Here is a 23856-nt window from a genome sequence, read left to right on the forward strand (position 1 = left end):
GAGCGGGCGGACCGATGCTTGGATCAACCCACGGCACCCTCACCACCGACTCCCGCCGGGCCCGGGTCATCGCGTGCGGTGAACCCCCCGCGCCCGCCGTCCACGGCCGGCCCGCCGACGCCGGCGACCTCGACGTCAGCGGCCGTCCGCTGTACGCCGACGCCCCCGACCTCGACCGCTTCTTCCGCCCCGAGTCCGTCGCCGTGATCGGCGCCTCGGACGCCGAGGGCCGGCCCCACACCGGCATCACCCGCCGGCTGCTCACCTGGGCCGAGCGGGTCGGCGCGCGCCTGCACCCGGTGCATCCCACCCGCGCGGACGTCTTCGGCCTGCCCTGCGTCCCGACCGTCGCCGAGCTGCCCGAACAGGTCGACCTCGCCGTGCTGCTGGTCGCCGAACCCCTGCCCGTGATCGAGCAACTGGCCGACGCCAAGGCCCGGTTCGCGGTCGTCTTCGCCTCCGGTTTCGCCGAGACCGGACCGCGCGGCGCCGCCGCGCAGGAACGGCTCGCCCAGGCGGTGCGGCGCTCCGGGATGCGGCTGCTCGGCCCGAACACCAACCTCAACGCCTTCGAGCACTTCCGCGACGACCTCGACGGTCCGGCCATCGCCCTGATCACCCAGTCCGGCCACCAGGGCCGCCCGGTCTTCGCCCTCCAGGAGAACGGCGTCCGGCTGTCCCACTGGGCGCCCACCGGCAACGAGGCCGACCTGGAGACCGCCGACTTCCTGGCCTACTTCGCCGAGCGGCCCGAGGTCGGTGCCATCGCGGCCTACATCGAGGGCCTCAAGGACGGCCGCGCCTTCCTGCTCGCCGCCGACCGGGCCGCCCGGCGCGGGGTGCCGGTGGTCGCCGTCAAGGTGGGCCGCACCGAGACCGGCGCGCGCACGGCCGCCTCCCACACCGGCAAGCTGACCGGCGCGGACGCGGTGGTGGACGCGGCGATGCGGCAGTTCGGGGTGATCCGGGTCGACGCGCTCGACCAGCTCCAGGACACCGCCACCCTGCTGGCCCGGGCCCGGCCCCCGCGAGCCGACGGGGTCGCCGTCTACGCCATCTCGGGCGGCACCGGCGCGCACGTCGCCGACCTCGCGGCAGCGGCGGGCCTGCACCTGCCCGAGCTGTCACCGGCCCGGCAGGCGGAGCTGCACCAGTGGATACCGCCGTATCTGAGCGTGGCGAACCCCGTCGACAGCGGCGGGCACCCGGTCGGCGACGAGCGCGGCCGGAAGATCATCGACGCGCTGCTCGACGACCCCGGCATCGGGGTGCTGATCTGCCCGGTCACCGGGCCCTTCCCGCCGCTGAGCGACCGGCTGGTGCGGGACCTGGTGGACGCGGCCGAGCGGACGGACAAGCTGGTGTGCGTGGTGTGGGGCTCGCCCGTCGGCACCGAACCGGCCTACCGGGACGTCCTGCTGGGCTCCTCGCGGGTGGCGACCTTCCGCACGGTCGGCAACTGCCTCGCCGCCGTGCGCGCCTGGCTCGGCCACCACCGCTTCACCGCAGGCTACCGCTCCCCCTTCGACGAGGCGCCGCGCACCCCGTCGCCGTCCTTCCGCAAGGCACGTGAACTGCTGCGCCCGGGCGAGCAGCTGAGCGAGCACGCGGCCAAGCAGCTGCTGCGGGCCTACGGCATCCGGGTGCCGCGCGAGCAGCTGGTCACCAGCGCGGCGGCGGCCGTGCGGGCGGCGGGTCTGGTGGGCTATCCGGTCGTGATGAAGGCGTCCGGCGCGCGCATCGCCCACAAGACCGAGCTGGGCCTGGTGAAGATCGGCCTGACCTCGGCCAGCCAGGTCCGCGACGCCTACCGGGAGCTGACCGACATCGCCCGTCACGAGGGTGTCGCGCTGGACGGCGTCCTGGTGTGCCAGATGGTCGAGCGGGGCGTGGAGATGGTCGTCGGTGTCGCGCACGACGAGCTGTTCGGGCCGACGGTGACGGTCGGGCTCGGCGGGGTGCTGGTGGAGGTGCTGCGCGACGCGGCCGTACGGGTGCCGCCGTTCTCGGAGGAGCACGCCCGGGACATGCTCGGCGAACTGCGCGGGCGGGCCCTGCTGGACGGGGTGCGGGGGCGGCCGCCGGCCGACGTCGACGCGTTGGTGGAGGTCGTTCTGCGGGTGCAGCGCATGGCGCTGGAACTGGGTGACCGCGTCGCCGAGTTGGAGATCAACCCGCTGATGGTGCTGCCGGCCGGGCAGGGCGCGGTGGCGCTGGACGCGCTGGCGGTGTGCCGGTGAGCGGGACGGTACGGCAGGAGTCGCGCGACGGCGTCTCCTACGTCACCCTCGACCGGCCCGAGGCGCTCAACGCCCTCACCCCCGACCTGCGTGACCGCCTGATCGCACTCCTGGACGAGGCCTCCGCCGACCCCGGCGTCCGTGCCGTGGTCCTCACCGGCACCGGGCGGGGCTTCTGCGCCGGCGCCGACCTGCGGGGCGGGGCGGCCACGCGGGAACAGCTCCCCGGAGACGTCGCCCGCATCCTGCGCCTGGGCGCCCAGCGCCTGATCGCCGCCGTACTGGACTGCGAGAAACCGGTGATCGCGGCGGTCAACGGCACGGCGGCCGGCCTGGGCGCGCACCTCGCGCTGGCCTGCGACCTCGTCCTCGCCGCCGAGTCGGCCCGTTTCATCGAGGTGTTCGTACGGCGCGGACTCGTCCCCGACGGTGGCGGCGCGTACCTCCTCCCCCGGCTGATCGGCCCGCAACGAACGAAGGAGCTGCTGTTCTTCGGTGACGCGCTCGGCGCCGCCGACGCCGAACGCCTCGGGCTGGTCAACCGGGTCGTCCCGGACGCCGACCTGCCGAAGACGGCGGCGGCCTGGGCCGAACGCCTCGCCACCGGCCCGACCCGCGCCCTGGCCCTGACCAAGCAGCTCGTCAACGCCTCCCTGGACACCGACCGCGCGACGGCGTTCGCGGCGGAGGCGGCGGCACAGGAGATCAACATGACGACCCGGGACGCCCACGAGGGCCTCCGGGCATTCACCGAACGCCGCCCTCCCGGGTTCCGGGGGCGGTGAGCGTCAGCGCCGTTCGAGGATCCACAGGGTACCGACGCCGGGGTCGCCGAAGAGCGCGAACAGCTCCGGGGCGTCGTCGGTGCCGCTGAACGACCAGTGGGTGTCCGCGCCGCAGTCCCCGTCGAGGTGCAGCAGGATGCCCTCCCGGTCCGTGCCGCCCGCGTCGGCGTCGGGCTCCCAGGTGCCGGAGCCGTCGCACATGACATGCTCGACCGTGTCGTCGTCGGCGGCGCCGGGGCGGGCGGGCAGGCGGACCGCACGGGCCCGTCCGTCGGCGTCCAGCCGCAGTTCGGCGCCGCTCGCGCCGCGCCAGTCGCCGGCGAGCCGGGCCGTGGTCAGGTGCGGCGGCCGGAACTCCTCGACCAGACCTGTCGCGAGGGCGGCGATCCCGCCGACGAGGACCACCAGGGCCAGGACGACCGAGCCGAGCGCCGAGCGCCACCACACGCCCCATGTCCGCCAGGCCCGCTTGCGGACCTGGGCCACGCCCCAGGTGGGCAGCGCGGCAAGGGCGGTCAGGACGGCGGCGGTGGTGGTGAACGGCCAGTGCCACACCAGGGCGGCCGCCGCGCCCCAGGCGCAGGCGGGGACGGCCGGGGCGGCGAGGTGCCAGAGCCACGCCGGACCGGGCAGCCTGCCGGCGCCGAGACGGGTGAGCAGCACCGCCGGCAGGGTGATCCCGAGCGCCAGCGCCGCGCCCAGCAGGGGCAGCGCCAGGGGCGCGAAAAGCACCGCGAAGAAGACACCGAAGGCGCCACCGCCCCCGGCGCCGTAGTCGTCCTGCGTCGCGTTCGCGCACCACAGCAGCACCACGGCCGCCGGCAGCTGCGCCGCGCCCACCGCCACCGCGGCGCTCACGTCGCGAGGCGACAGCTTCGCGCGTGTCGTCTCCCGGAAGGTTCCCCGCCCCATGGGCACCCAGCGTACGAAGGGCCGTGCCCGGGCCCGTCCACCGGCTTCCCATCTGACGGCCCGTCAGCTTCAATGGGGAGATGATGGGACACGCAGGGGCGGCGGCAGCGGCCGTCCGCTATCTCAGGCCGGTACCCAGCCCCGTGGAGCCGCTGCCGCGCCCGGAGTTGCGGTGCGTCCGGGCGGACGAGCGAGCCCCCGTCGACCCGGCACAGTTCCGGCGGGTCCTCGGCACCTTCGCCACCGGCGTCACCGTGATCACGGCGGCGGGCCCCGACGGCTCCCCCGCCGGGTTCGCCTGCCAGTCCTTCTGCTCCCTCTCCCTTGACCCGCCCCTGGTCGCCTTCATGGTGGGCCGTACGTCGACCACCTGGCCGCGCATCGCACGGGCCGGCGCCTTCTGCGTGAACGTGCTGGCCGAGGAGCAGGGCGAGCTGTGCCAGGCCTTCGCGGTGAGCGGGGCGGACAAGTTCGCCGGGGTCGAACACGACGCGGCACCGGTGTCCGGCTCGCCCCGCCTCGACGGCGTGGTCGCCTGGATCGACTGCGCCGTCCACGCCGTGCACACCGGGGGCGACCACCTCGTCGTCGTGGGGCGGGTGCACGCGCTCGGCGCCGGGGAGCCGGGCGCGCGCCCGCTGCTGTTCCACCGGGGCCGGTTCACGGGCCTGCGGGACTGACCCTCACACGGTGGCCAGGGCGACCGGCTGCGGGCGGCGCCGGATCACCAGGGCCATCAGGGCCGCCGCCGCGCACAGCGCGCCCGAGGCGTACCAGACCATGTCGTAGGTGCCGAAGACGTCACGCGCGAAGCCGCCGAGCCAGGCCACCGCGGCAGCGCCGACCTGGTGGGAGGCGAGCACCCAGCCGAAGACGATGGCGCTGTCCTCGCCGTACTGCTCACGGCACAGGGCCAGGGTGGGCGGGACGGTGGCGACCCAGTCGAGGCCGTAGAAGACGATGAAGAAGATCATCGGCGGGTGCACGTTCGGCGCCAGCAGCATGGGCAGGAACAGCAGCGAGACCCCGCGCAGGGCGTAGTAGACGGCGAGCAGACGGCGCGGCTCGAAGCGGTCGGTGAACCAGCCGGAGGCGATCGTGCCGACGACGTCGAACACGCCGATCACCGCGAGCAGCGAGGCGGCCGCCGTCACCGGCATGCCGTGGTCGTGGGCGGCGGGCACGAAGTGGGTCTGGATCAGGCCGTTGGTGGAGGCGCCGCAGATCGCGAAGGTGCCGGCCAGCAGCCAGAACGGCCCGGTGCGCACGGCCGAGAACAGCACGGTCAGCGCGCGGCGGGCCGCGCCCGTCACCGGGGCGGGCTTGGGCACGAACTCCTGCGCGCCGTAGGGCCGCTGGCCGACGTCGGCCGGGTGGTCGCGCAGCAGCAGCCAGACGAACGGGACGACGGCGAGCGCGGCCAGGGCCACCGTGACGGCGGAGGGCCGCCAGTCGTGGTTGCGCTCCAGCATCCACGACAGCAGCGGCAGGAAGATCAGCTGCCCGGAGGCGGAGCCGGCCGTGAGGATGCCGCTGACCAGGCCGCGCCGCTCGGTGAACCAGCGGTTGGTGACGGTCGCGGCGAACGCCAGGGCCATCGAGCCGGAGCCGAGGCCGACCAGCAGGCCCCAGCACAGCCACAGCTGCCAGGCCTGCGTCATCCACACCGTCAGGCCGGCGCCGAGCGCGATCAGGATCAGAGCGACGGCGACCACGCGGCGGATGCCGAAGCGGTCCATCAGCGCGGCGGCGAAGGGGGCGGTGAGGCCGTAGAGGGCCAGGTTGAGTGAGACGGCGGCGCCGATCGTGCCGCGCGACCAGCCGAACTCCTGGTGCAGCGGGTCGATCAGCAGTCCCGGCAGGGAACGGAAGGCGGCCGCGCCGACGATCGTCACGAAGGTGACCGCGGCGACGAGCCAGGCGCGGTGGATACGGGCGGGCGGGCGGGTGGGCTCCTGTGCGGCGGCGGTGGCTTCGGTCGTCTGCGTCACGTACTGGATCTTCGGGGATGCGCGCCCGCCGATCGAGTGGCCCGGAGGACAGCATTCGCTAGGATCGGGCCATGGACTCTGCCGACGGCTTCCGCCCGCACCGCGTCGTCGTCCTCGCCCTGGACGGGCTGCTCCCGTTCGAGCTGGGCATCCCGCACCGCATCTTCGGCCGCCCGAAGGACGCCGAGGGACGGCACCTGTACGAGGTGGTGACCTGCTCGGTGCGCCCGCCGGGGCCGGTGGAGACGGACGCCGACTTCAGCGTGCACGTCCCCAACGGCCCGGAGGCGCTCGCGCGGGCCGACACGGTGATCGTCCCGGCGTCCTACGAGCTGGGCCCCCTGTACACGCAGGGCGTGCTCACCGACGAACTGGCCGCCGCGCTGGCCCTGATCCGCCCCGGCACCCGGCTCGCGTCCATCTGCACCGGCGTGTACGTGCTGGCCGCCGCCGGATTTCTGGACGGCCGCCCGGCGACCACGCACTGGGCCGACGCCGAGCACTTCCAGCGGCTGTTCCCGCAGATCAAGGTGGACGCGGACGTGCTGTTCATCGACGACGGCGACGTCCTCACCTCGGCGGGGGTGGCCGCCGGGATCGACCTGTGCCTGCACATGGTGCGCCGCGACCACGGCACGGCCGTCGCCAACGACGTGGCCCGCCGGACGGTCGTGCCGCCGCACCGCCACGGCGGGCAGGCGCAGTACATCGAGCGGCCGGTGCCCGACCCGCAGCAGGCCACCACCACCGCGGCGCGGGCCTGGGCGCTGGGGCGGCTGCACGAGCCGATCCAGCTGCGGGACATGGCCGCGCAGGAGTCGATGTCGGTCCGCACCTTCACCCGCCGCTTCCGCGAGGAGACCGGCGTCAGCCCCGGCCAGTGGCTCACCCAGCAGCGCGTGGAACGCGCCCGGCACCTGCTGGAGTCCACCGACCTCTCCGTCGACCAGGTCGCCCGGGACGCCGGCTTCGGCACGGCCCAGTCGATGCGGCAGCACCTGCAGGCGGCGCTCGGCGTCACCCCGACCGCGTACCGGCGCACCTTCCGCGCGGCCGCCCCCGCCGACCGGGAGGGGTCCGCGCTCCCCCACGCCGCCGTCAGAAGGTGAGGACCGCCCGGGCCACCCGGCCCGTCGTCATGTCCTGGACCGCCTTGTCGAAGTCCTCCACCGGGTAGGTGCGGGTGACGAGTTCGTCGAGGAGCAGCCGGCCCTCCCGGTAGAGCCGGGCGTACAGCGCTATGTCGTGCTGCGGGCGGGAGGAGCCGTAGCGGCAGCCGAGGACGGACTTGTCGAGGAAGAGGGAGGAGACCTTCAAGGTCGCCTCGGCGTGCGCGGGCGGCACGCCCAGCAGGACGGCCTGGCCGCGCCGGTCGAGCAGGTCGACGGCCTGCCGGATCAGCTCGACGCGTCCGACGCACTCGAAGGCGTGGTCCACTCCGCCGGGCAGCAGGTCGCGCACCGCGTCCACCGAGGTGAGGAAGTCCGTCGCGCCGAACCGCCGGGCCGTCTCCTCCTTGGCCGGGTTGGCGTCCACCGCCACGATCGGCGCGGCGCCCGCGATCCGCGCGCCCTGCAGCACGTTGAGGCCGACGCCGCCCGCGCCGATCACCAGCACGCTCTCGCCGAGGCCCACCCGCGCCCGGTTGAGGACGGCGCCGACCCCGGTGAGCACCCCGCAGCCGATCAGCGCCGCGGACGTCAGCGGGAGGTCCTCCGGTATCCGCACGGCCTGCACGGCGCGTACGACGGTGCGTTCGGCGAAGGCGGACTCGGCCGCGAACTGGTGGACCGGCGTGCCGCCCCGGGTGAACGGCCGCGCGGGCCGGCCGATCGAGCTGCGGCACATCGTCGGCCGGCCCCGGTCGCACTGCGCGCACGTCCCGCAGTTGGCCAGCGTGGACAGGGCCACGTGGTCACCGGGCCGCACATGGGTGACGCCCGCGCCGACCGCCTCCACCACCCCGGCGCCCTCGTGGCCGAGGACCACCGGAGCCGGGAACGGGATCGTGCCGTCCACCACGGACAGGTCGCTGTGGCACAGCCCCGCCGCCGCGATCGCCACCAGCACCTCGCCCGGCCCCGCGTCCCGCACCCGCAGATCGTCCACGACCTCGGTCCGCTTGCCGTCGAACACCACGCCGCGCATCGCACGGTCCCCTTCCGCCGTCGGGTCGTCCCGGCGGGGCGAGCAGACGCCCGGCCCCGGTCGTGCCCTGCCTCTCCGTACGCCGCACTAGGCGTTCGGCCGGTCTCCCCGCCGGGCCGCACGCTCCATCGCCGTCACCGCCTCCAGCAGGGGCATCGGGTCCACCCCGACCGTCCCCGGCAAGGCCTCGGCGATCCGCTGCGGGGTCCAGGAGCCGTCCGCGTACGCGGCCCGCAGTTCGCGCGGCTGGGCCCAGACGGCGATCTTCGGTCCGGCGACCGTGTACACCTGCCCGGTGACGCCCTGCCGCGCGGCCTGCTCGGAGAGCAGGTAGACCACGAACGCGGCCACGTCCTCGGGCGTGCCGATCTCCGCCAGCTCCGTCGGCACGTTCGCCGACATCCGGGTCCGGGCCACCGGCGCCACGGCGTTCGCGGTCACCCCGTACTTGTGCAGCCCGAGCGCCGCGCTGCGCACCAGGGAGATGATCCCGCCCTTGGCGGCGCTGTAGTTGGCCTGGGAGACCGAGCCCTGGTGGTTGCCGCTGGTGAAGCCGATGAGCGTGCCCGAGCGCTGGGCGCGCATCACGGCGGAGGCGGCACGGAAGACGGTGAAGGTGCCCTTGAGATGCGTGGCGAGGACCGGGTCCCACTCCTCCTCGGCCATGTTGAACAGCATCCGCTCGCGCAGGATGCCGGCCACGCACACGGCGCCGTCCAGACGCCCGTACGCCGACAGCGCCGTGTCGACCACGCGCTGCCCGCCCGCCATGGTGGAGACGTCGTCGGCGACGGCGACGGCCTCCCCGCCCGCGGCCTCGATCTCCTTGACGACGGCCTCGGCGACCTCGCTGCTCGGTGAGGCGCCGTCGACCGAGACGCCGTAGTCGTTGACGACGACCCGCGCCCCCTCCGCGGCCGCCGCCAGCGCCACCGCCCGCCCGATGCCGCGTCCGGCGCCGGTGACGGCGACGACCTTGCCCGCCAAGAAGCTCCCGCCTGCCCCGAAGTTCCCCACGCCCGGCCCCTTCCCGCAGTTTCTGACGGACCGTTAGATTTTATGACCCGTCAGGCTGGCGGGGACAACCCCTGGGGAGGACCGAGGTGACACTGCCGAAGGAGTTCCACGAGATCGCCGAGCGCGTGAACAACTGGGGCCGCTGGGGACCCGACGACGAGCGCGGCACCCTCAACCTCATCACCCCCGAGGTCGTGCGCGCGGCGGCGGCCGAGGTGCGCGCGGGGCTGCGCGTCCCGCTCGCGCTGCCGCTCAGGCAGGACGGGGTGCAGACGGGGGTGATCCCGGGGCGGGTCAACCCTCTGCATGTGATGGTGCAGATCAACCAGGAGATCTTCGGCCCCGGCACGGTCGCGTGCAGCGACGACGCGGTGACGATGGGCCTGCAGTGCGGCACCCACTGGGACGCGCTCACCCATGTCTCGCACTCCGGACGGCTGTACAACGGCCGCCCCGCGAACTCCGTGACCGCGCACGGCGGGGCGGGGTTCGCCGGGATCGACAAGGCGCCGCCGGTCGTCTCGCGCGGGGTGCTGCTGGACGTGGCCCGCGCGCGGGGCGTCGAGCGGCTGCCGGGCGGCCACGCCGTCACACCGGAGGACCTGGAGGCGGCCGAGGAGCTGGCGGGCACCCGGGTGCGCGCCGGGGACGTGGTGCTCGTACGGACCGGGCAGATACGGCTCTACCTCGCGGGCGACCGGGAGGCGTACGGCTACCCGTCACCGGGCATGTCGGTGCGCACCCCGGAGTGGTTCCACGCACGTGATGTGGCCGCGGTCGCCAACGACACGCTGACCTTCGAGATCTTCCCGCCGGAGATCGAGGACCTGTGGCTCGCCGTGCACGCGCTGGACCTGGTGGAGATGGGGATGCCGCAGGGACAGAACTGGAATCTGGAGGAGTTGTCCACAGCCTGTGGACAACAGGGGCGGTACAGCTTCCTGCTGGCGGCGATGCCCGAGCCCTTCGTCGGCGCGACCGGAACCCCCGTGGCCCCCGTGGCGGTGCTGTGAGCGCGTCAGGGCGCGGACATGGGCCGGCGGCACGCGGCTGCCCGCCCCGAGCACGGCACCGCGCACCGCCGGCCGACTCCGGCGCACCCGCCCCGGCTCCCTCGCCCCGAGCCCCTCGGGGGAACCACCGCCGAATCGGACGACCCGCACTCGCCGAGGACGCCCGTCACCGGTGCCCTCGCCGTCCCCTCGCGGCGGATCGCTGCCAACAAGCGTGATCAAACGGACACCCGACGTCAACACCGGATAAGAGAAATATTACTTACGCCCCTTTTGCGGCGGACGCGCACGGAAGCACACCCAGGGCGCACACCGACTCCCCAGGGGACACACGGCAGAACCGGGTCGCACAGCGGGAAGGGGTCGCACGGCCGGGCGGGGCGGCACGGCAGGAAGGGTGCGTGGCGCGGAACGCGCAGCTCACCGCGCCGGTCACACCGCCTCGAACGCCAGCCCCTCGTAGGGCGCCGGCAGCCCTCCGCACACGGCCCCCGACTCGCGCGACCCGTCGCACCGGTCGAGTTCGCACCAGATGCGCTTGCCGCCGTCCTCCCGGCTCCAGCCCCACCGGTCGGCGAGACCGTCCACCAGGGCCAGGCCGCGCCCGCCGGTGGCGTCGCCGTCCACACAGCGCGGCACGGGCGCGCGGTCGCTGGAGTCGGCCACCTCCAGCCGGACGGTGGCCGACTCGGCGGCGGTCCCCGGCAGGGACAGCCGCAGCACGGCCGGATGGCCGGTGTGCACCACGGCGTTGGTGACGAGTTCGGACACGAGCAGGATCAGCGTCTCGGCGAGGGGTTCGTCGGCCGCTATCCCCGAACCGGCGAGCCGCGAGCGGGCCCACCTTCTGGCTCGCCCCACCTCCGCGGGGTCGGGCCGGATCTCCAGCTGCACTTGAAGCACCTGCACCGCTCACACCATCCGAACCGGCGGACACATGGCCGCGCGCCACGCGAGCACCACGACGACGAGGGCCACGATCGTAGCCATTTTCTGCATGGCCAGGACAATGGCCGGAGCCTGGGTCACGGAACGTGAAACCCTTATACGACAGCTTGGTTGACGTACCGTCACCCCAACAAGCGCTTCGGGCATATTCCAGCGCGAAGGAGTACCCGTGCGGCATACTGTGCGACGCTCGTCGTGGGGAGTCGAACAGGCACCACCGGCATGGCTCGTACCGGGAACCACTCGCATCCCACACAAGGTACCGGAGCCACCCGTCGACTCCGGGCCGTGACGACCCCCTGCGAGGACACAACCCGGTATCGACGCTCCGTGACACCGGGATGCCACATTCCGCGACATCTTTGGCCTTGGCTCAGCCGCCGAGGTCGCTCGCCGACGCCACGAGATCGGCGGCGAGCAACTCCTCGGCCCACGCGGTGCCGCCCGCGCGCCGGCCGCGCACCCAGGCCCGTTTCAGCAGCAGATGCACCTCGCTCTCCCAGGTGAAGCCCATGCCGCCGTGCACCTGGAGGCAGTCACGGGCGCCGCGCACGGCGGCCTCGTCGGCGAGCAGCCGGGCCGCCGCGATGTCGGCCGGATCGGCGGTCACGGCGGCGGCGTAGACCGCGACCCGGGCCACCTCCACCCGCACCAGCAGCTCCGCGCACAGGTGCTGCACGGCCTGGAAGGCGCCGACGGGCCTGCCGAACTGCTCCCGCGCCCGGGCGTGTTGCGTGGCAAGTTCGCACGCGCGTGTGGCGGTGCCCAGTTGTTCGGCCGCCGTGAGCAGCACCGCCACCGGGTCGGACCCGGCCGCGGGCGCCGGCACGCGGTGCAGCGGGGTCAGCGGGTCCACGGACCGCACCCGCACGGCCCCGGCTGTGTCCCCGCGGACCACGTCCGCCGCGTCCAGCCACTCCACCAGCGCGCCGTCCACGGCCGCCACCACACACGTCCCCTCGGCGGCTCCCGGCACGGTCCCGGCCGCGAGATGGGTCGCCAGGAGCGGACCCGGCAGCAGCGCGCGGCCCGCCTCCTCGAAGGCGAGGACCGTCTCGGGCAGCCCGAGCCCGGCGCCGCCGTCGGCCTCGGCGAGCCGCAGCGCGAAGAACCCGGCCTCCCCCAGCTCCCGCCACAGCGCCCGGTCGATCCCGGGCCGCTCGCGGGAGGCCGCCGCGCGCAGCGCCGCCGTGTCGAGCCGCCGGGCGAGGACGCCGCGCACGGTGTCGCGCACCGCCTTCTGCTCCGGGGTCAGTTGGAAGAGCACGGTCACCGCCCCTTCGGCAGGCCGAGAACCCGCTCGGCGACGATGTTCCGCTGGATCTGCGAGGTACCGGCCGCGATCGTGTACGACAGTGAGGAGAGCCGGTCGGCCACCCAGGGCGCGTCCAGGTCCAGGGCGTCGTCGCCGAGGACGTCGGCGGCCGTGTCGTACAGCTCCTGACGCGCGTGCGAGTAGCGCAGTTTGAAGACCGAGCCGGTGGCGCCGGGCACCCCGCCCGTGGCCTGCGCGGCGCTGACGTTCCACTGCGTCAGCCGCCACAGGGCCCGGAACTCGGCGTTCAGCCTGCCCAGGCGACGGCGTGTCCGCGGGTCGTCCCAGCGGCCGTTCCGGCGTGCCCGCCCGGCGAGTTCGGCCAGGACCCGGCGGCAGGCGACGACCTCCCCGGCGAAGGCGGTGCCGCGTTCGAAGGACAGCGTCACCATGGTGACCCGCCAGCCGTCGTTCTCCGCCCCGACCCGGTTGGCGACCGGCACCGGGACCTCGTCGAGGAAGACCTCGGCGAACTCGGCGGACCCGGCCAGCGTGCGCAGCGGCCGTAGGGTGATGCCGGGGGCGTCCATGGGCATGGCCAGCCAGGTGATGCCGGCATGCCGTGCGGCGGCGGGGTCGGTGCGCACCAGGAGTTCGCACCAGTCGGCGACCTCGGCGTGCGAGGTCCAGATCTTGGAGCCGCTCACCACGTAGTGGTCGCCGTCGCGCCACGCGCGCGTGCGCAGCGCGGCGAGGTCGCTTCCCGCGTCCGGTTCGCTGAAGCCCTGGCACCAGACCTCCTCGCCGCGCAGGATCGGCGGCAGCCACCGCCGCCGCTGCTCGGGCGTGCCCTCGGCGGCGATGGTCGGCCCGGCGTGCAGCAGTCCGACGAAGTTGGCGCCGACGTAGGGGGCGCCCGCCTTCTCGGTCTCCTCCAGGAAGATCAGCCGCAGGGTCGGGGAGGCGTCCCAGTGGACGTCGGCGTACCCGGCGTCGTACAGCATCCGCTGCCAGCCGAGGTCGTGGGCGCGGCGGGCCGGCCAGTCGTCGGTCGAGGGCCTGGCGGGCAGGCCCGGCAGCACCTTGGCGAGCCACTCCCGCAGCCGGGCCCGGAAGTTCTCCTCCTCCTCGGTGTACGTGAGGTCCATCAGTCGAGGTCCAGTCCGAGCATGCGGATGGCGTTGCCGCGCATCAGCTTGTGGATCGTCTCCTCGTCGAGGCCGCGGACGTGGTCGAGGGCGACCTCCTTGGTGTGCGGGAAGGTGGAGTCGACGTGCGGGTAGTCCGTCTCGAAGGTGGCGTTGTCGCGGCCCACCACGTCCAGGGACGCCACGCCGTGCTTGTCGCGGAAGAAGCAGCAGAAGATCTGCCGGTAGTAGTACGTCGACGGCGGCTCGGGGATCGTCTCGCGCACCCCGCCCCAGGCGCGGTGCTCCTCCCAGACGTCGTCGGCGCGTTCCAGGGCGTAGGGCACCCAGCCCATCTGTCCCTCGGAGTAGGCGAGTTTCAGCCGGGGGAAGCGCACCAGGACGCCGCTGAAGAGGAAGTCCATCATCGACGCCATGGCGTTGTTGAAGGACAGCGAGGCCTGGACGGCGGGAGGGGCGTCCGGGGAGGCGGCGGGCATCTGGGAGGAGGAGCCGATGTGCATGTTGACGACCGTGCCGGTCTCCTCGCAGACGGCGAAGAACGGGTCCCAGTAGCCGGAGTGGATGGACGGCAGCCCGAGGTGGGTGGGGATCTCGGAGAAGGTCACCGCGCGCACCCCGCGGGCGGCGTTGCGCCGGATCTCGGCGACGGCGAGCCGGACGTCCCACAGCGGGATCAGGCACAGCGGGATGAGCCGGCCGCCGCTGTCGCCGCACCACTCCTCGACCATCCAGTCGTTGTAGGCGCGCACGCAGGCCAGGGCGACCTCCTTGTCGTGCGCCTCGGCGAAGGTCTGGCCGCAAAAGCGCGGGAAGGTGGGAAAGCACAGGCTGGCCTCGACGTGGTTGAGGTCCATGTCCTTCAGCCGCTCCACCGGGTCCCAGCAGCCGGGCCGCATCTGCTCGCGGGTGATGCCCTCCAGGGTCATCTCCTCGCGGTCGAAGCCGACGGCTGCGATGTTGCGCTTGTACGGGAACTTCAGGTCCTCGTAGATCCACCAGTCGGTGGGCGGCCCGTCGGGGTCCATGGTGATCCGGTAGCGGCCGCCGACGTAGGCGAGGTCGCCGATGCCGGCGGTCAGGTGCTTCGGCCCGCGGTCGCGGTACTTCGCCGGCAGCCAGGTCTCGAAGAGGTGCGCGGGCTCGATCACGTGGTCGTCGACGCTGACGATGCGGGGCAGTTCGGTCGCCATGGGGCCTCCGCGGGCATACGTTTCTGATGAACCGTCAGATAGTCTGGCAGCTGACGAGTCGTCAGCCAAGGTTCAGGGGGCTCCCGTGAACGACACCCCGCACGAGTTGAGTTCGTCCCGCACGCTGTGGCGGCTGCTCGCCCGCCGCGCCGCCCTCTCCCCCGACCGCCCCGCCTTCCTCCAGGACGGGCGCTCGCTGACCTTCGGCGGTCTACACGCGCGTGCCGAGCGGGTCGCGGCCGGGCTGCACGGGATGGGCGTGCGCCCCGGCACGGTCGTCGCCTGGCAGCTGCCCACCCGGATCGAGACCGTCGTCCTGACCTTCGCGCTGGCCCGCCTGGGCGCGGTGCAGACCCCGCTCATCCCGTTCCTGCGGGACCGCGAGGTCGGCCACGCGCTGCGCGAGGCGCGGGCGGAGTTCTTCGCCGTCCCCGGGGTGTGGCGCGGCTTCGACCACACCGCCATGGCGCGACGGCTCGGCGCGAAGGGCGTCTTCGATGCGTACGACACGCTCCCCGAGGGCGATCCGGCGGTGCTGCCCGCCCCGCCCGACGACGGCACGCGCGTGCGCTGGATCTACTGGACCTCGGGCACCACCTCCGCCCCCAAGGGCGTCCTGCACACCGACCGCTCACTGATCGCCGGCGGCTCCTGCCTGGCCCACGCCCTGCGCCCGCGCACCGGCGACGTCGGCTCGATCGCCTTCCCCTACGCCCACATCGGCGGCCCCGACTACACGGTGATGCTGCTGCTCTACGGCTTCCCCGCGGTGCTGTTCGAGCAGTTCGCGCTGCCCGGGGCGCTGGAGGACTACCGGCGGCACGGGGTGACCGTGGCCGGCGGCTCGACGGCGTTCTACTCGATGTTCCTCGCCGAACAGCGCAAGCGGCCGGGCGAGAAGCTGATACCGACGCTGCGGCTGCTCGCCGGGGGCGGGGCGCCCAAGCCGCCGCAGCTCTACCACGCCGTCGTCCGCGAGATGGGCGTGCAGCTCACCCACGGGTACGGGATGACCGAGGTGCCGATGATCACCATGGGCGACCCGGACGACACCGCCGAGCACCTGGCGACGACGGAGGGGCGCCCTCCGGCGGGCATGGAGATCCGCGTCGTGGACGGCGAGGTGCGGCTGCGCGGGCCGGCGGTGTGCCGGGGCTATCTGGACCCGGCGCAGACGGCGGAGGCCTTCGACACGGACGGCTTCCTGCGCACCGGCGACCTCGGACATCTCACCGACGGCGGACACCTGGTGCTCACCGGGCGCCGCAAGGACGTCATCATTCGCAAGGGGGAGAACGTCTCCGCCAAGGAGATCGAGGACCTGCTGCACACCCACCCGGCCGTCGCCGACGCGGCCGTGATCGGACTGCCGGACGCCGAGCGCGGGGAGCTGGTGTGCGCGGTGGTGGAGCAGCCGCCGGACGCGCCGCGGCTCACCCTGGAGGCGGTGACCAGGTTCCTGCGGGCGGAAGGGCTGTCCGTGCACAAGCTGCCGGAACGGCTGGAGGTGGTGGACGCCCTTCCGCGCGGGGAGACGCTGAGGAAGGTGCTCAAGTACCAGCTGCGCGAGCGCTACGCGCCGGCCCCGGGCTGCTCGGGGACGGTGAAGTAGCGGGCGAACGCCTGGACGCACTCCGTCTCGCCGACCTTGCCGTCGCCGTCCGTGTCGAGTGCGGCTGCCGCGGCCTCGGCCCGCCCCTGCGGGACGCCGAGGGCGCGCAGCAGGCGCGCGGTGCCGGCGACGGTGGCCGCGCCGCCGCTGTCGGCGAGGGCGAGCGCCGCGTGCAGGAAGGGGCGGGCGATCTCCGCGAACCGCTCGGGGTTGTCGCGCAGCCGCTTGACCGCGCAGGTGACGAACTCCTCGCGGGTGATGCGCTGGTCGCCGTCCCGGTCCGCCATGCCGGCCATGCCCTGCCAGAACGCCTCGGCGCCGGCGTACAGCGCCTGGCCCTGGTCGGAACGGGCCGCCGTGCCGAACTCCGCGAGCAGCGCCTTCGCGGCGACGCTGAAGTCCTCGCGGTCGATCCAGCCGTTGCCGTCCTGGTCGAAAGTGGCGAACCGGGCGGCGATCTCACGCTCGTACTCGCTGCTGACCATGTCCTCTTCGGCCGCCTTACGTCGTGGGGTGGTGCGTTCGGCATGCGAGCGTACGACGTGCACAGCCGTGCGGCGGGGGCGCCGCGACGGTTGTGCCAGGACCGGGGGAATTCCGGGACGAGACTGTGGCAATCGGCGGCAATCGGCGTGAAACGGCTCACAGATCCGACGGCGCCGGGTCACGCCGACAGCGGGCGGGACTCCTCCCCGACGGCGTCCGTGAGGTCGGCGTGCACGTCGAACAGACGGCGCACGCCGAGCGCCCCGAACACCCGGTTGACGTGGGAGCCGTCCACCGCACCCTGCGCGGGCAGGACCAGCCGCAGCCGGCCCTGGCACGAGCGCAGCAGGCGGCGGGCGGCGATGAGGACGCCGACGCCGCTGGAGTCGCAGAACTGCACCCGGGACAGGTCGAGGACGAGGCTGTGGCGGCCCTCGGCCACCACGTCGTGCACCCGCTGCCGCAGCAGGGGCGACGTCACCAGGTCCAGCTCGCCCGACACCTGGAGCACGGCCCATGCGCCCTGCTCCGAGTCGGTCACTTCGAACGTCACCACCACGCCCCTCGCTCGCCAAACGGAAGGAATTCTTACGCTTCCTTGCAGCGCGGCTGCCCAGCGGCGTTTCCCTGAAACACCCCGCCGGAAACGAGTTCCTGTCAGAATCGGCTTGTTTCAGTCGGATTCGATCTCATTTCGATACTGTTCGATCGGACCGGGCGGTGTTCCTCGTGCGGTTCCGGGGGTAAGGGCCCTAGCACGCACGGCTGCGCGGGGGGCGCACATTGGCATAAAGGGGCGTGCGCTGTCAGACCTGCCGACTACATTCGAGATGTCGGTGAGCGCACGCTTGATACGGGCACGGGCAGGTGAGGGGGCCGCATGGCGAAGAAGGACGCACCGCCCCGCTGGGACCGCAAGATGCAGCAGCGGCTGGCACGCGGGGAGGCGGCCGCCCTCGGCGAGCTCTACGACCGCTTCGCCTCCCTCGTGCACGGACTCGCGCACCGGGTGCTCGGCGACGAGGGGGCCGCCGACGGAGTCACCCGCGAGGTGTTCACCCACGTCTGGGAGCACCCCGACACCTACGACCCGAAGAAGGAGCCGCTGCGCAGCTGGGTGGCCGCCCTCACCCACCGGCTGGCCGTGCAGCGGCTGCGCACCACCGAGACCGCGGCGCTCGCCCTGGGCGGACCCGGCACCACCGAGGAACTGGAGCGCAAGGTCCGGCACGCCTCGGTCGCCGCCCGCGCCGACTACATCGTGCAGTCCATGCCCGCCCCGCTGCGCGCCGCCCTGGAGCTGGCCTACTTCCAGCGCCGCGACTACCGCCAGACCGCGGCCGACCTCGGCGTCACCGAGGACGAGGCCCGCCGCCGGCTCCGCCTCGGCCTGCAACTGCTCTCCACGGCCCACGACGTCGGCACACCCCCGGAGTACGGGGGTGCGGCATGACCGAGCCGAACCGCTTCGACCCCTACGACGACCGGGACGACCGGGAGAACCAGGACGGCCAGGAGCCCTGCGCCCCGAACGGGGACGCTGCCGGCACCGCCCCGGCCGGGGACGCCGAACCGTGGCCGGGGGCGTGCGGGGATGCCCACGGGCCGGACGCCGGAGACGGGGCCGGGCAGGCGGGGCCGTCCGACGGCGCCCGGGGGTCCGGTCCCGGTGGTCCCGGGGAGGCTGGTGGGCCGGGCGCCGAGGGTGGGAAGGCGGCACGGATACCGTTGCCGCGGGTTTCTGTCGAGGACAGTGGGGTGCCGTTGCCCGATCCGCCGCCGGCCCTCGTGCCGCCCGTGCTGCCGCACCCCGTGCTGAAGTCGCTGCTCGGGGCGTGGGCGCTGGCCGCCTGCTCGCCCGAGGAGACCGCGGCCGTCGAGGAACACCTGGGCGACTGCGGTGCCTGCGCCGTCGAGGCACGCCGGCTGCGGGAGGCCGTCGGCCTGCTGCAGCGCCCGGAGAGCCTCGACCTCGACCCCGGCCTGCGCACCCGCGTCCTGCAGGGCTGCCTGGACCGGCGTCCGCCGCGCATCCCGGTACCCGAGTGGGCGACCGCGTACGACGCCGAGACCGCCCGCCTGGACGCCCTGCTGCAGGACTTCGGGGACGCCGAGTGGCACGCGCCCGTGCGGCTGCGCTGGTTCGAGGCCGACGCCGCCACCAGCCGCCGTACGACCGTCGCCGGGGTGATCGCGCATCTGCTGGCCGTCGACGGCCTGGTCGCGGTCGCGCTCGGCCTCGACGACCCGCTCGCCGACGTGCCCACCGAGGCCCCGACCCCGGCCGGACGCACCGAGGCGTACTGGCGGGCCTCGCACTTCCCGCCCACCCGCTCGGTACGCGGGCCGTGGCGGGAGCAGAGCCACGAGCTGGTGCGCACGGTGTCGTTCACCGGCAGCACGGCCGGCCTGCTCACCGTCCCCTACGGGCAGGTCGAACTCCCGCTGCGGGACGCCATGCTGGACCGCGCCTTCGAGTGCTGGGTGCACGCCGGCGACATCGCCGACGCGGTGGACTACCCCTACGACCCGCCCGCCGCCCGGCATCTGAACAGCATGATCGACCTGGCGGCACGGATGCTGCCCCGAGCCCTGGCCGCGCGCCGGCAGGCCGGTCTGGCCGCACCCGGCGCCGTACGCCATCTCGTCGCGGCCGGGGAGCCGGGCCGCAGCCTGCGCCTGGAGATCGAGGGCTCGGGCGGCGGCGAGTGGCTGATCCCGCTGGACTCACCGGCGGCGGTGGGCTCCGCGGAGCACGAGGTGGCCCATGTCGCCCTGGACGACGTGGAGTTCTGCCAGCTGGCGGCGGGCCACGTGTCTCCTGCGGAGGCTGCGGCTGGGCAGGTGGGCGACCGGGAGGCCATTCGGGATGTGCTGTTGGCTGTGGCCGCGTTGAGCCGGATGTAGGGGTGGGTGCCCGTTCGTCGGCGGGTGCTGGTCGTGGGTGGCTGGTCGCGCAGTTCCCCGCGCCCCTTGGTGGGCTGCTGCCCTGCCGGCCCAGGGGCGCGGGGCCGTTTCAATGTGCGGCTCCGCCGCGTGGGCGCGATCGGTCACGAACTACCCGCAGCCGCCCGAAGGCAGAACCGCCCCGCTGCTCAGGCGAAGACCACCGTGCGGCGGCCGTTCAGCAGGATCCTGCGCTCGGCATGCCACTTCACGGCCCGCGCCAGCGCCTGGCACTCCACGTCCCGCCCGATCGCCACCAGCTGGTCCGGCGTGACGTCGTGGCCGACCCGCTCGACCTCCTGCTCGATGATCGGCCCCTCGTCCAGGTCGGCCGTCACATAGTGCGCCGTGGCCCCGATCAGCTTCACCCCGCGCGCGTGCGCCTGGTGGTACGGCTTGGCGCCCTTGAAGCTCGGCAGGAAGGAGTGGTGGATGTTGATGATCCGCCCCGAGAGCTGCTTGCACAGGTCGTCGGAGAGCACCTGCATATAGCGGGCGAGGACGACCAGCTCCACCTTCTCCTCGTGGACGATCTCCAGCAGCCGCGCCTCGGCCTCCGCCTTGGTTTCCTTCGTCACCGGGATGTGGTGGAAGGGGATGTTGTAGGAGCCCACCAGCTCGGCGAAATCCGTGTGGTTGGAGACCACCGCCGCGATCTCCACCGGCAGCGCGCCGATCCGGGCCCGGAAGAGCAGGTCGTTCAGGCAGTGCCCGAACCTGCTGACCATCAGGATGATGCGCATCTTCTCGTCGGCCCGGTTGATCTGCCAGTCCATGTGGAAGGAGTCACCGATCGCCGCGAAGCTCGCGCGCAGCTTGTCCACGGTCACCGGCGCCTCCGCCGAGAAGTGGACGCGCATGAAGAACAGTCCCGTGTCGTGGTCGCCGAACTGCTGGCTGTCCTCGATGTTGCAACCGGTCATGAACAGGTAGCTGGACACCGCGTGCACGATGCCCTGCTTGTCCGGGCAGGAGAGGGTGAGGACGTACTGGTCGGCCGGGGCCGCGGCTCGGGGGGACTGCTCGTTCATGCAGGACAGGGTCCCACATCCGGGCCGGGACAGGGGGCGCCGTCCGTCACACGGACCTGGTCATGATCCGCAGTGTCTCCAGGGTCCGCGGCGGCGCGTCGGGGTCGTCGCCGTCGCTCGCCGCGAGGCGTATGTGCGCGTCCCGCGCCGCCCGCACCGCCTCCGGCCAGTCGGCGTGCTCCAGGTACGCGGCGACCGGGGCGTCCGGGCCGACCTGGTGCATGATCCGCAGCACCCGCAGCACCGCGGTGTCGACGAGCGCCGCCTCCTGCGAGTCACGGAAGATCGTGCCGACGTACTTCTCGGCGGACCAGTGGTCCAGCCAGGTGTCCTCGACCAGGCGGTACACGGCGTCGGTGACGTCGCCGTACCCGTCCGTGCCGGACAGCCAGACGTCCCGCTGGAAGACCGGGTCGGAGAGCATGTGCAGCGCGGAGCGCACATTGCTGCGCCAGCGCCACCACGGCATGTCGTTCAGTGGCATGCCGCCCATGGTGGAGGAGCGGCGGCCGCGACGGGAAGAGTTCTCCGAACCTTGCACGGTCATCGATCGTACGTTCCCTTTTCGGACGGGCCTCCCGGGCCCCCGCAATTCACCTGGACGTCACCGCCCGTTGACCATGGGTCACTCCCCGGTTAGTGATGTGGCGGAATCGTGCGTGTCCATGACCGGCAGGCGACGCACGCACAGCACCGTCCTCCCCAGAACCACCCGGCCTTTCACCAGAGCCGCCAAAGCGGCGGCGGCCACGGTGGCGTGTGCGTCGCTGGCCGCCGGCTGCGGGATCATCCCCGGTGCCACGGGGGGCTCCGGGGACGATCCCGTCACCGTCATGACCTGGGCACCGATCGACACCACCGCCACCAACAAGCCCGGCATGCCCGCCTTCGCCCAGGCCTACGCCCGCTGGATCAACGCCCACGGCGGTATCAACGGCCGCACGCTGAAGGTCCTGACCTGCAACGAGCACAACGACAGCGTCGGCGCCGCCCAGTGCGCGCGGCGGGCCGTCGACGAGCACGCCGTCGCGGTCGTCGGATCGTACAGCCAGTACTCCGACTCCTACTTCCCGCCGCTGGAGAGCGCCGGCATCCCCTACATCGGCGGCTACGGCGTCACCACCGCCGAGTTCACCAGCCCGCTGTCCTACCCGGTCAACGGCGGCCAGCCGGTGCTGCTCGCCGGCCTCGGCCGGGAACTCGCCGAGCGCTGCGGCCGCGTGGCCCTGGTCCGCCCCGACACCATCGCCGGCGACGAACTGCCCCCGCTGCTCGACGCCGGGCTGAAGGCGGGCGCCCACCCCGACGCCAGTGATCTGCTGGCCGAGGAGGACGCCACCGAGTACGAGACGCCGACGCGGCAGGCGCTGGAGCACGCCGCCCGGGACTCCGGGCGGAAGGGGTGCGTGGTGCCGGCCCTCGGCGACCGCACCGGCACCTTCATGGACTCCTTCCGCCGCGCCCGGGACGGCTTCCCCGCGGTGGGCGCGGCCACCGTGATGGGCAGCGTCGACCAGACCGCCGTGGACGCCTCCGGCGGGCAGTCCGGGCCGTACGAGGGGTCGTACATCACCGGCTGGTACCCGGTGTCGACCGATCCCCGCTGGGACGGGATGAAGCAGGTGATCAGCCAGCAGGCCTTCACCGACAACCGCATCGACCCGGCCGACGCGGGGGTGCAGACGACGTGGATCGCCTACACCGTGTTCCGCAAGATCGTGGAGTCGCTCGGCGACGGCGAGGTGACCGCGGCCGGCGTCCGGCACGCCCTCGACGACGGCGTGTCGGTCAGCACCGGCGGGCTCACCCCGCCGCTGCGCTGGGAGTTCGAGGGCAAGCTCGCCGCGGTCGGGTTCCCGCGCCTGGTCAACACCGACGTCACCCTGCAGGTCGTCCGCGACGGCCGGCTGGTCGCGGCCCGCAAGGGCTTCATCGACGTGACGCAGACCCTGAAGAACGCCGACCTGAACTGACACCCCGGGAACCGGCCCCGAGGGGCCGGCGCTCCCGGGTGCGGCTCACAGCTGGCCGGCCTGGCGCTGGGTGAGCCCGTACTGCTGGGCGATCGCGTTCCACAGCTTGGCGGCCTTGGTCTTCTGCTGGCTGGCGATGCCGCTCGCCCGGTTGCCGGCCTGCGCCTGCGGGGTGCCGACGGCCTTGCCCTTGCGGCACAGCTTCTTGTTGCCGGCGACCTGGTCGGCCCAGGCCGCGTAGTGGTTGTCGGCCGACGCGGACGCCTGCCAGGCGCTCTTGAGGGCTCCGGTCAGCGCGTCGTGGTTCGCCAGCCTGTCCACCGGCAGCGCGGCCAGCTGCGTGACCAGGCCGGTGCGCTGCTGGGCCGCGGCCCGCAGGTTCTGCGCCGCCGGGCCCAGGTTGCGGCAGCCCTTGACGTCGGCGACCGCCGCGATCACCGAGGCGCGGCTGCTGCCGCTGTCGGCGAGCAGCTTGTCGAGGGCCACCGCCTGCTCCCTGGCCGGGTCGGCGGACGGCTGGGCGGAGGCGGAGCCGGCGGTCGTGGGCGGCGCCGTCGCGGCGGCGTTCGCCGGGGCGCCGTCCTTGCCGTCGTCGGAGCCGGTGGAGCCGAGCAGGGCGCCCGCGCCGATGCCCACGACGGCGATGGCGACGCCGATCGCGGCGAACAGCGGCAGGCGCGAACCGGTGCGGCGCCCGCCGCCCCGGCCGTCACCGCCGTCGTCCTCGCGCACGCCGCGCCGGCCGCCGGACGGCGGCACGTACCCGGGCTGCGGGGCGCCGGGAAGGTCCTGGCCGAGGTGGGGCATCTGCTGGGTGCCCGCCCCCGGGCCACCGGTCGGCTCGTCGCGGAACAGGCCCGCGAACTCCGCCGGCGGCTGCCCGCCGGGCTGCGCCGCGACCGGCGGGATGTACTGCGTGGCCTGCGCGTCGGGGTCGGCGGCGGGCGGGAACGCTCCGGCGCCGGGCTGCCGCTGGGCGCGGCCGAGGAACTGGGTGGCCTCCGCCGAGGACGCCTCGGGCGGCAGCGCGCCCGGGCCGACGGGCGGGATGTAGCGGGTCGCCGCCTCGTCACCGCCGCCGGGCCCGGCGACGGGCGGGACTGTACTGCGTCGCCGCGTCCCCGGCACCGCCGCCCGCGGCCACCGGGGGCAGGTACT

The 23856-nt window shown here is 73.7% G+C and carries 21 protein-coding genes and 1 pseudogene; 9 read left to right on the top strand and 13 right to left on the bottom strand.

Going from position 1 to position 23856, the window contains the following annotated elements:
* Positions 1 to 14: 14 nt before the first annotated feature.
* Positions 15 to 2240 (top strand): acetate--CoA ligase family protein, encoded by a 2226-nt coding sequence (locus C3489_RS30725; protein WP_103785370.1) that lies wholly within the window; start codon positions 15 to 17, stop codon positions 2238 to 2240.
* On the top strand, positions 2231 to 3025 hold the full coding sequence (locus tag C3489_RS30730) for an enoyl-CoA hydratase/isomerase family protein (protein WP_181139912.1): 795 nt from the start codon (positions 2231 to 2233) through the stop codon (positions 3023 to 3025). The genes C3489_RS30725 and C3489_RS30730 overlap by 10 nt, the downstream gene beginning before the upstream one ends.
* 3 nt (positions 3026 to 3028) lie before the next feature.
* On the opposite strand, the gene C3489_RS30735 is transcribed toward C3489_RS30730, so the two are convergent.
* Positions 3029 to 3937, bottom strand: coding sequence for a hypothetical protein (locus C3489_RS30735; protein WP_146075372.1), 909 nt, complete (start codon positions 3935 to 3937; stop codon positions 3029 to 3031).
* An 83-nt stretch (positions 3938 to 4020) separates the two neighbouring features.
* Here C3489_RS30735 and C3489_RS30740 point away from each other — a divergent pair, with 83 nt between their 5' ends.
* Entirely contained in the window at positions 4021 to 4617 is a 597-nt protein-coding gene (locus tag C3489_RS30740) for a flavin reductase family protein (RefSeq protein ID WP_103785389.1), read from the top strand.
* A gap of 3 nt (positions 4618 to 4620) precedes the next feature.
* On the opposite strand, the gene C3489_RS30745 is transcribed toward C3489_RS30740, so the two are convergent.
* Complete coding sequence (locus C3489_RS30745; protein ID WP_103785372.1) at positions 4621 to 5928, bottom strand: MFS transporter; 1308 nt, start codon at positions 5926 to 5928, stop codon at positions 4621 to 4623.
* A 71-nt stretch (positions 5929 to 5999) separates the two neighbouring features.
* On the opposite strand from C3489_RS30745, the gene C3489_RS30750 reads away from it, so the two are divergent.
* Entirely contained in the window at positions 6000 to 7037 is a 1038-nt protein-coding gene (locus C3489_RS30750; protein ID WP_103785373.1) for a GlxA family transcriptional regulator, read from the top strand.
* On the opposite strand, the gene C3489_RS30755 is transcribed toward C3489_RS30750, so the two are convergent.
* Both C3489_RS30755 and C3489_RS30760 read right to left on the bottom strand, forming a co-directional pair.
* Positions 7027 to 8076: a Zn-dependent alcohol dehydrogenase gene (locus C3489_RS30755; protein ID WP_103785374.1), complete on the bottom strand. Its 1050-nt coding sequence runs from the start codon at positions 8074 to 8076 to the stop codon at positions 7027 to 7029. The two genes, C3489_RS30750 and C3489_RS30755, sit on opposite strands and share 11 nt — an antisense overlap.
* A gap of 87 nt (positions 8077 to 8163) precedes the next feature.
* Positions 8164 to 9093, bottom strand: a complete 930-nt coding sequence (locus C3489_RS30760) for an SDR family NAD(P)-dependent oxidoreductase (protein WP_103785375.1) — start codon at positions 9091 to 9093, stop codon at positions 8164 to 8166.
* An 86-nt stretch (positions 9094 to 9179) separates the two neighbouring features.
* On the opposite strand from C3489_RS30760, the gene C3489_RS30765 reads away from it, so the two are divergent.
* Positions 9180 to 10106, top strand: coding sequence for a cyclase family protein (locus C3489_RS30765; protein WP_103785376.1), 927 nt, complete (start codon positions 9180 to 9182; stop codon positions 10104 to 10106).
* 432 nt (positions 10107 to 10538) lie between these two features.
* On the opposite strand, the gene C3489_RS30770 is transcribed toward C3489_RS30765, so the two are convergent.
* From C3489_RS30770 to C3489_RS30785, 4 genes are all read right to left on the bottom strand, one after another.
* The gene (locus C3489_RS30770; RefSeq protein WP_181139915.1) at positions 10539 to 11000 is read right to left on the bottom strand and encodes an ATP-binding protein; all 462 of its coding nucleotides are present in this window, start codon (positions 10998 to 11000) and stop codon (positions 10539 to 10541) included.
* 427 nt (positions 11001 to 11427) lie between these two features.
* Positions 11428 to 12321, bottom strand: coding sequence for an acyl-CoA dehydrogenase family protein (locus tag C3489_RS30775; protein WP_103785390.1), 894 nt, complete (start codon positions 12319 to 12321; stop codon positions 11428 to 11430).
* Positions 12322 to 12323: 2 nt separating this feature from the next.
* The gene (locus C3489_RS30780; RefSeq protein WP_103785378.1) at positions 12324 to 13457 is read right to left on the bottom strand and encodes an acyl-CoA dehydrogenase family protein; all 1134 of its coding nucleotides are present in this window, start codon (positions 13455 to 13457) and stop codon (positions 12324 to 12326) included.
* A complete protein-coding gene (locus C3489_RS30785; RefSeq protein ID WP_103785379.1) occupies positions 13457 to 14650 on the bottom strand; it encodes an amidohydrolase family protein in 1194 nt (397 codons plus the stop codon). The genes C3489_RS30780 and C3489_RS30785 overlap by 1 nt, the downstream gene beginning before the upstream one ends.
* A gap of 85 nt (positions 14651 to 14735) precedes the next feature.
* Between C3489_RS30785 and C3489_RS30790 the strand changes: the two genes are divergently transcribed.
* Complete coding sequence (locus C3489_RS30790; RefSeq protein ID WP_103785380.1) at positions 14736 to 16262, top strand: class I adenylate-forming enzyme family protein; 1527 nt, start codon at positions 14736 to 14738, stop codon at positions 16260 to 16262.
* Here C3489_RS30790 and C3489_RS30795 read toward each other — a convergent pair.
* The gene (locus C3489_RS30795) at positions 16223 to 16747 is read right to left on the bottom strand and encodes an EF-hand domain-containing protein (protein WP_103785381.1); all 525 of its coding nucleotides are present in this window, start codon (positions 16745 to 16747) and stop codon (positions 16223 to 16225) included. The two genes, C3489_RS30790 and C3489_RS30795, sit on opposite strands and share 40 nt — an antisense overlap.
* Before the next feature lie 179 nt (positions 16748 to 16926).
* Complete coding sequence (locus C3489_RS30800) at positions 16927 to 17307, bottom strand: STAS domain-containing protein (protein WP_103785382.1); 381 nt, start codon at positions 17305 to 17307, stop codon at positions 16927 to 16929.
* A 321-nt stretch (positions 17308 to 17628) separates the two neighbouring features.
* On the opposite strand from C3489_RS30800, the gene C3489_RS30805 reads away from it, so the two are divergent.
* Together C3489_RS30805 and C3489_RS30810 are read left to right on the top strand one after the other, a co-directional pair.
* Positions 17629 to 18201: an RNA polymerase sigma factor gene (locus C3489_RS30805; RefSeq protein WP_103785383.1), complete on the top strand. Its 573-nt coding sequence runs from the start codon at positions 17629 to 17631 to the stop codon at positions 18199 to 18201.
* Complete coding sequence (locus C3489_RS30810) at positions 18198 to 19655, top strand: zf-HC2 domain-containing protein (protein ID WP_181139913.1); 1458 nt, start codon at positions 18198 to 18200, stop codon at positions 19653 to 19655. Before C3489_RS30805 ends, C3489_RS30810 begins: the two co-directional genes overlap by 4 nt.
* Positions 19656 to 19843: 188 nt before the next feature.
* Here the strand turns inward: C3489_RS30810 and purU are convergent, their stop codons facing one another.
* Both purU and C3489_RS30820 read right to left on the bottom strand, forming a co-directional pair.
* Positions 19844 to 20725, bottom strand: coding sequence for a formyltetrahydrofolate deformylase (gene purU / locus C3489_RS30815; RefSeq protein ID WP_103785384.1), 882 nt, complete (start codon positions 20723 to 20725; stop codon positions 19844 to 19846).
* A 46-nt stretch (positions 20726 to 20771) separates the two neighbouring features.
* Positions 20772 to 21272, bottom strand: coding sequence for a hypothetical protein (locus tag C3489_RS30820; RefSeq protein ID WP_103785385.1), 501 nt, complete (start codon positions 21270 to 21272; stop codon positions 20772 to 20774).
* A gap of 118 nt (positions 21273 to 21390) precedes the next feature.
* On the opposite strand from C3489_RS30820, the gene C3489_RS30825 reads away from it, so the two are divergent.
* Entirely contained in the window at positions 21391 to 22698 is a 1308-nt protein-coding gene (locus C3489_RS30825; protein WP_103785386.1) for an ABC transporter substrate-binding protein, read from the top strand.
* A gap of 45 nt (positions 22699 to 22743) precedes the next feature.
* On the opposite strand, the pseudogene C3489_RS38860 reads toward C3489_RS30825, so the two are convergent.
* Positions 22744 to 23856, bottom strand: a pseudogene (locus C3489_RS38860) (hypothetical protein); the annotation flags it as partial.

The sequence above is a fragment of the Streptomyces sp. Ru71 genome (genome assembly GCF_002920535.1).
In the GTDB taxonomy this organism is placed as follows: Bacteria; Actinomycetota; Actinomycetes; order Streptomycetales; family Streptomycetaceae; genus Streptomyces.

Coding starts and splice junctions, on each gene's coding strand:
- C3489_RS30725 (WP_103785370.1), top strand. CDS start 15: ATGCTTGGATCAACCCACGGCACCCTCACCACCGACTCCCGCCGGGCC.
- C3489_RS30735 (WP_146075372.1), bottom strand. CDS start 3,937: ATGGGGCGGGGAACCTTCCGGGAGACGACACGCGCGAAGCTGTCGCCT.
- C3489_RS30740 (WP_103785389.1), top strand. CDS start 4,021: ATGGGACACGCAGGGGCGGCGGCAGCGGCCGTCCGCTATCTCAGGCCG.
- C3489_RS30750 (WP_103785373.1), top strand. CDS start 6,000: ATGGACTCTGCCGACGGCTTCCGCCCGCACCGCGTCGTCGTCCTCGCC.
- C3489_RS30755 (WP_103785374.1), bottom strand. CDS start 8,076: ATGCGCGGCGTGGTGTTCGACGGCAAGCGGACCGAGGTCGTGGACGAT.
- C3489_RS30780 (WP_103785378.1), bottom strand. CDS start 13,457: ATGGACCTCACGTACACCGAGGAGGAGGAGAACTTCCGGGCCCGGCTG.
- C3489_RS30785 (WP_103785379.1), bottom strand. CDS start 14,650: ATGGCGACCGAACTGCCCCGCATCGTCAGCGTCGACGACCACGTGATC.
- C3489_RS30795 (WP_103785381.1), bottom strand. CDS start 16,747: ATGGTCAGCAGCGAGTACGAGCGTGAGATCGCCGCCCGGTTCGCCACT.
- C3489_RS30805 (WP_103785383.1), top strand. CDS start 17,629: ATGGCGAAGAAGGACGCACCGCCCCGCTGGGACCGCAAGATGCAGCAG.
- C3489_RS30810 (WP_181139913.1), top strand. CDS start 18,198: ATGACCGAGCCGAACCGCTTCGACCCCTACGACGACCGGGACGACCGG.
- purU (WP_103785384.1), bottom strand. CDS start 20,725: ATGAACGAGCAGTCCCCCCGAGCCGCGGCCCCGGCCGACCAGTACGTC.
- C3489_RS30820 (WP_103785385.1), bottom strand. CDS start 21,272: ATGACCGTGCAAGGTTCGGAGAACTCTTCCCGTCGCGGCCGCCGCTCC.
- C3489_RS30825 (WP_103785386.1), top strand. CDS start 21,391: ATGACCGGCAGGCGACGCACGCACAGCACCGTCCTCCCCAGAACCACC.